At 72.4% G+C, this 5,678-nt stretch carries 5 protein-coding genes; 3 read left to right on the top strand and 2 right to left on the bottom strand.

The genetic code is table 11. The features are described 5' to 3' along the window. Both tsaD and NBZ85_RS26725 read right to left on the bottom strand, forming a co-directional pair. Nucleotides 1–1,043 (bottom strand): tRNA (adenosine(37)-N6)-threonylcarbamoyltransferase complex transferase subunit TsaD (tsaD, locus tag NBZ85_RS26730; RefSeq protein WP_261562828.1); only part of this gene is annotated, 1,043 nt, incomplete at its 3' end. 139 nt (nt 1,044–1,182) lie between these two features. Next, nucleotides 1,183–1,710, bottom strand: a complete 528-nt coding sequence (locus NBZ85_RS26725; protein WP_261562827.1) for a Fur family transcriptional regulator — start codon at nt 1,708–1,710, stop codon at nt 1,183–1,185. Nucleotides 1,711–1,989: 279 nt separating this feature from the next. On the opposite strand from NBZ85_RS26725, the gene def reads away from it, so the two are divergent. The 3 genes from def (at nt 1,990) to NBZ85_RS26710 (ending at nt 5,570) form a co-directional block, all read left to right on the top strand. Next, on the top strand, nt 1,990–2,568 hold the full coding sequence (gene def / locus NBZ85_RS26720) for a peptide deformylase (protein ID WP_261562826.1): 579 nt from the start codon (nt 1,990–1,992) through the stop codon (nt 2,566–2,568). A gap of 184 nt (nt 2,569–2,752) precedes the next feature. Further along, a complete protein-coding gene (locus NBZ85_RS26715) occupies nt 2,753–3,724 on the top strand; it encodes an LLM class F420-dependent oxidoreductase (RefSeq protein WP_261559830.1) in 972 nt (323 codons plus the stop codon). 82 nt (nt 3,725–3,806) lie between these two features. Continuing rightward, on the top strand, nt 3,807–5,570 hold the full coding sequence (locus tag NBZ85_RS26710; RefSeq protein ID WP_261559829.1) for an FAD-binding oxidoreductase: 1,764 nt from the start codon (nt 3,807–3,809) through the stop codon (nt 5,568–5,570). Nucleotides 5,571–5,678: the final 108 nt, after the last annotated feature.

Raw genomic sequence — 5,678 nt, 5'->3', positions numbered from 1 at the left:
ACGCCGAGCTGGGCGTGGTCGAGGAAGGCGCCGGGCATCGCCGCGAGGTCCGGCCGGGACGGCGCGGCGCCCGAGCGGACCAGCAGGTCGCCGAGCGCGGCGATCATCACCCCGTTGTCGGTGCAGCGCCTGCGGGCGGGGATCCGCAGCCGAATGCCGGCGGCGTCGCAGCGCTGCGCCGCCAGGGCCCGCAGCCGGCTGTTCGCCGCGACCCCGCCGACGATGAGCAGATCACCGATCTCGTGGTCACGGCAGGCACGGACCGCCTTGGCGGTGAGCACGTCGACCACCGCCTCCTGGAACGACGCGATCACGTCGCCGGGGGGGACGGTGGAGTCCGGATGGGCCTCCACCCAGCGGGCGACGGCCGTCTTCAGCCCGGAGAAGGAGAAGGTGTACGGCGAGTCGGTGCGGCCGGTCAGCGGGCGCGGGAACGCCAGCGCCGTCGGATCGTTGCCGACCGCCCCGCGGTCGACCGCGGGCCCGCCCGGGTAGGGCAGGCCGAGGACCCGGGCGACCTTGTCGAAGCATTCGCCGGCGGCGTCGTCGAGGGTGTCGCCGAGATGGACGATCGGGTCGCGGGCCAGGTCGCCGACGCGCAGCAGCGACGTGTGCCCGCCGGAGACGATCAGCGCGATGACCGGGTCGGGTAGCGGCTCGCCGTCGACGAGGTCCGCGGCGAGATGGCCGGCGAGGTGGTGGACCCCGTAGAGCGGCACATCGAGTGCGGTGGCGTACGCCTTCGCCGCGGACACCCCGACGTGCAGCGCGGTGGCGAGGCCGGGACCCGCGGTGACGGCGACGGCGCCGATGTCGGCGGCGGTCAGCCCCGCCGACGACAGCGCCGCGCGCACGCACGGGACCACCGCCTGAACGTGTGCCCGCGCCGCGATCTCCGGCACCACGCCGCCGTAGCGGGCGTGCTGGTCCATGCTCGTCGACAGTGCCTCGCCGAGCAGGACGCCGTCGCGGACGAGCGCGACCCCGGTTTCGTCGCAGGACGTCTCGATGCCCATCACCACCGGACTGGGCTGCACCGGCATCGTTCGTGGCCTCCCTCGGACGGCGGACCGCCACCGTCCCTACCAGCACCGTCCCTACCAGTACCGTCCCCGCGCAGGGCAGGGGACCGCATCCTTGTGTGGAGACTACGCCGGCCCCGAGTTCGCACGTCAGCCCAGGTCAGCGAGGGTCGTCCGCGGGATCGGCGGCGGCGCAGGCCCGGCACAGGCCGGTGAGCGCGGCGTGATCGGGCTGGAGCTGGAACCCGATCTGGCGAGCGAGCCGATCGGCGACGCCGTCGAGCAGGTCGGCCGGCACGTCGCTGATCTCCCCGCAGCGCCGGCAGCGCACGTGCAGGTGGCTGCTGCCGGTCAGGGACGGGTCGAGGTGGTAGACGGCGGGCCCGTGGTCGGGATGCACATGGGTGACCAGGCCGAGGTCGCCGAGGGTCTCCACCGCCCGGTAGACGGTGGTGCGGTGCAGCCCCGGGACGATCACGTCGGCGCGGGCGAGGACGTCGTCGACACAGAGGTGCTCGCTGGTCTCGGCGAGGACCCGCAGCACCGCCCGGCGTGCCGGGGTGACCCGCTCCCCGAGCGCGCGCAGCTCGGCGATCCCGGCCGCGGCGAGATCCCGCTGGCCGGCGCCGGCATCCGCCTCGGCGCCGGCATCCGGCGCGGCGGCGTCGGTGGGCCGGCTGTCCTGCATGACGTCCACCTCCGGACAACGATCGGCCGGCCGGTGGCGCTCCCGGGCGATGGCCCCGTCGGCTGTACCGATCATCCCGACTGGCGATGGGTCCCCGGTGGGCAGGGTCCGCGACCACGGCCGACATGATCAGGTCGGGGAGTCTCGGACCGCGAATCCGACGGGCGAGAATCTCATGGCGCGCCGGACCATGTTCGGCGTGCGAATTGTTGCGGACAGGTGACCGGCGCTTGGCGGTGGGCTCTCGGTGGCGGGCCGCCTTATGACACAGTGTCCGCCATGGCCGTACTCTCCATCCGTACCGTCGGCGACCCCGTGCTGCGCACCCCGACGGCGCTCGTGACGACGTTCGACGCCGCTTTGGCGCGACTGGTCGACGACATGATCGACACCATGTACGACGCGCCCGGTGTGGGGTTGGCCGCCCCGCAGGTCGGCGTCGGCCTGCGGGTGTTCGTCTTCGACGTCGACTACGACCCGCACGACGTCGCGGTGCCCCGCGTGCCCCGCGTGGTGGTGAACCCGGTGCTGGAACTGGCCGCCGACGGCGAGCACCAGCACGGCCTGGAGGGCTGCCTGTCCGTGCCGGGCCGGCACTTCCCGACGACGCGGGCACTGCGGGCCAGCGTGCGCGGGGTGGATGTCACAGGTGCGGCCGTGGAGTACGTCGGCGAAGGCCTGCTGGCCCGCTGTTTCCAGCACGAGGTCGACCACCTCGACGGCACCCTGTATCTCGACCGGCTGACCGGGGAGGACCGCAAGGCGGCCGTGCAGGCGTTGCGCGAGCCTGCGCCGAGTCCGGAGCAGGTGCGCGCGGCCGGCGAGGAACTGCGTGCCCTGCGCCGCGCGGACCAGTGACGCGGAGGGATCGGGTGACGGCGGCACACCGGATGGGGGGCGGGCTATCTTGGCATCCTCCCGCCCGCGAGAATCGCAGGAACGCCGCCCGGGAGAACGCCGCCCAGGAGAACGCCTCCCGGGGGGACGCCGGGCGGAAGAATGCCGGTGCGTCGATGATCTCGAGGATGTCGGGGAGTGGGGAGTGGCCGCGGTGACGGAGTTCTCCGGCGGGCCGTACAAGCGGCCGTTCCGGTTCAACATCCAGTGTTCCTCGCCCGAGCAGGTCGACGCCCGGTCGTGGGCGGATCTCGCCCGGCAGGTCGAGGACCTGGGATACGCGACGCTGACCGTCTCCGACCATCTCGACGAGCAGGTCGCCCCGATCGCCGCGCTGATGGCCGCGGCGGACGCAACGACCACGTTGCGTATTGGAGCGATGGTTTTCAGTAACGACTACCGGCATCCGGTCGTGCTCGCGAAGGAGGCGGCCACCCTCGACGCGCTGTCCGGCGGCCGGTTCGAGCTCGGCCTCGGCGCCGGCTGGATGACCTCGGACTACGCCCGCGCCGGCCTGCCGCTGGACCCACCGGGGGTGCGGATCAGCCGCCTCGCCGAGTCCCTCGACGTCATCAAGGGCATGTTCGCCGACGGCCCGTTGACCTACCACGGCACGCATTACCAGGTGGCCGGGCTCAGCGGCACGCCGAAGCCGGTGCAGCGCCCCCATCCGCCGATCGTCATCGGCGGTGGCGGGCGGCGGTTGCTGTCACTGGCCGCACGGGAGGCCGACATCATCGGGCTGAACATGAACATGGTCGGCGGGGTCATCGACGCCTCCCTCGGCCCGAACGCGACGACGGCCGCCACCGACGAGAAGATCGGCTGGATCCGCGAGGCCGCCGGCGCCCGGTGGGACGATCTCACCCTGCAGGTGCGCATCCACCTGGCGATCGTCACCGACAACCGCCACGAGATCGTCGAGCAGCTCGCCGCCGGCTTCGGGCTCACCACGGAGCAGGCCTACGCCACCCCGCACGCGCTGTGCGGCTCGGTCGACCAGATCGTCGACGACCTCGTCGAACGTCGGGAGCGGTTCGGGATCAGCACCATCGGCGTCGCCCTCGACTCGCTCACCGCGCTGGCACCTGTCGTCGCCCGGCTCGCGGGCACCTGACCCGCTTACCGGGCGGCGCCGCGGTCCCGCCGCCGCAGTCTCCGCCGTCGCCCCTGCCCGTGCCCCTGCCCCTGGTTGCATCGTGAGTCCCGAATCCATCCGAACGCCCGTCGTCGTCGAGGAGCCAGCGTTGGTCGAGCACATGAAATGGTGGGGTTGGGGCCGGGAGAGTGTCTCCTTCAGCCACGGCGACAAGCCCGACCTGGCGCCGTTCGTGCGCACACACATCGGTCTCGACATCACCCGGCCGCCCGCGCAGCCGCCGGTCTTCGCGGACCTGGCGATTCCCGAGCCGACGCTGCCGGAGCCGTTGCGCGCCGCGCTGGTGGCCGCCGTCGGCGCGGAGCACGTCCACACCGACGCCCACGACCGGGTGGTGCACGCCTACGGCAAGAGCCTGCGTGACCTGGTCCGGATCCGCAACGCCGACCTCGGCAGGCTGCCCGACGCCGTCGTCTACCCGGACGGCGAGCAGGCGGTGCGGGCCGTGCTCGCCGCTGCACTCGACGCCGACGCCGTGGTCATCCCGTTCGGCGGCGGCACCAACATCTCCGGCAGCCTGGAGGCGCCGCGCGCGGAGACCCGGCCGGTGCTCTCCGTGGACCTGGGGCGTCTCGACCGCGTCCTCGAGATCGACCCTGACGCCCGGCTCGCCCGCATCCAGGCCGGGGCGCTCGGCCCGCACCTCGAGGAGCAGCTCAACGCCCAGGGCTGGACGCTGGGCCACTTCCCGGACAGCTTCTCCCACTCCACCCTGGGCGGGTGGATTGCCACCCGATCGTCGGGCATGCAGTCCGACAAGTACGGCGACATCGCGGAGATCACCCGGGCGGTGCGCGTCGTCACCCCCGCGGGCGTCCTCGCGACCCGTCCCGTGCCCAGCCAGTCGACCGGGCCGAGCGTGCGGGAGATGATCCTCGGCAGCGAGGGCCGGCTCGGCATCATCACCGAGGCGACGGTGCAGGTCCACCGGGTGCCCGAGGAGCGGGTCATCCTCGGCTACTTCTTCCCCACCTGGGACGATGCCCTCGTCGCCATGCGGGAGATCGCCGAGAGCGAGGCCAGCCCGACCGTCACCCGGGTGTCCGACGCGAACGAGACCCGGTTCTCCTTCGCCACCCGCAAGAAGGGCTCGCTCGCCTCCGGGCTGGTCTCCGCCGGGCTGAAGCAGTACCTGCGCCGGGTCCGCAACTACGACCTCGAGGCGATGTGCCTGTCGTTCATCGGCTTCGAGGGGACGCCGACGCACGTCAAGGCCCAGCGCAAGCTCGTCGGTGAGATCATCGGGAGCCACGGCGGCATCTGTGTCGGCACCGGTCCCGGGCAGCTCTACGACCAGAAGAAGTTCGACACCCCCTACATCCGCGACTTCCTGCTCGGCCAGGGTGCGGTGGCGGACGTGTCGGAGACGTCGGCGTCCTGGTCCCAGCTCGGCCCGCTGTATCGGGGCGTGGTGGCCCGGGCCAACAAGGCCTTCGCCGAGATCGGCGTCGACGGCTGGATCATGTGCCACCTGTCGCACTCGTACCACTCCGGCGCCTGCCTGTACTTCACCTTCGCCTACGAATCCCCGGTCACCCTCGCGGCGATCGAGGGTTACGACACGGTGAAGTCCGCGATCCAGCAGGGCTTCCTCGACCTCGCGGGCACCCTGTCGCATCACCACGCGGTCGGCCTCGAGCACGCCTCCTGGCTGGGCGACGACATCTCCCCGGCCGGCGTGCACCTGCTCTCGACCCTGTTCGACGGCATCGACCCCGGCCACAACCTCAACCCCGGCAAGATCATCCCGAGTGCGGGTGCGGTCGGCGTGCCAGCGAAGGCCGACGGACCGGCAGCCAACTAAGCCCAACTGGCCCGGTCCCGGGACGGCCGGTCGAGTTGCAGGAGGTTATCGACGCCCGGCGGCGCTCGAACCGCGCACAACCTCCTGCAACTGGCAGGCCGATGCGGG

The sequence above is a fragment of the Frankia tisae genome (assembly GCF_025403405.1).
Lineage (GTDB): Bacteria > Actinomycetota > Actinomycetes > Frankiales > Frankiaceae > Frankia > Frankia tisai.
The sequence above is the reverse complement of the archived record's forward strand: the minus strand, read 5'-3'. Positions and strand labels throughout refer to the sequence as shown.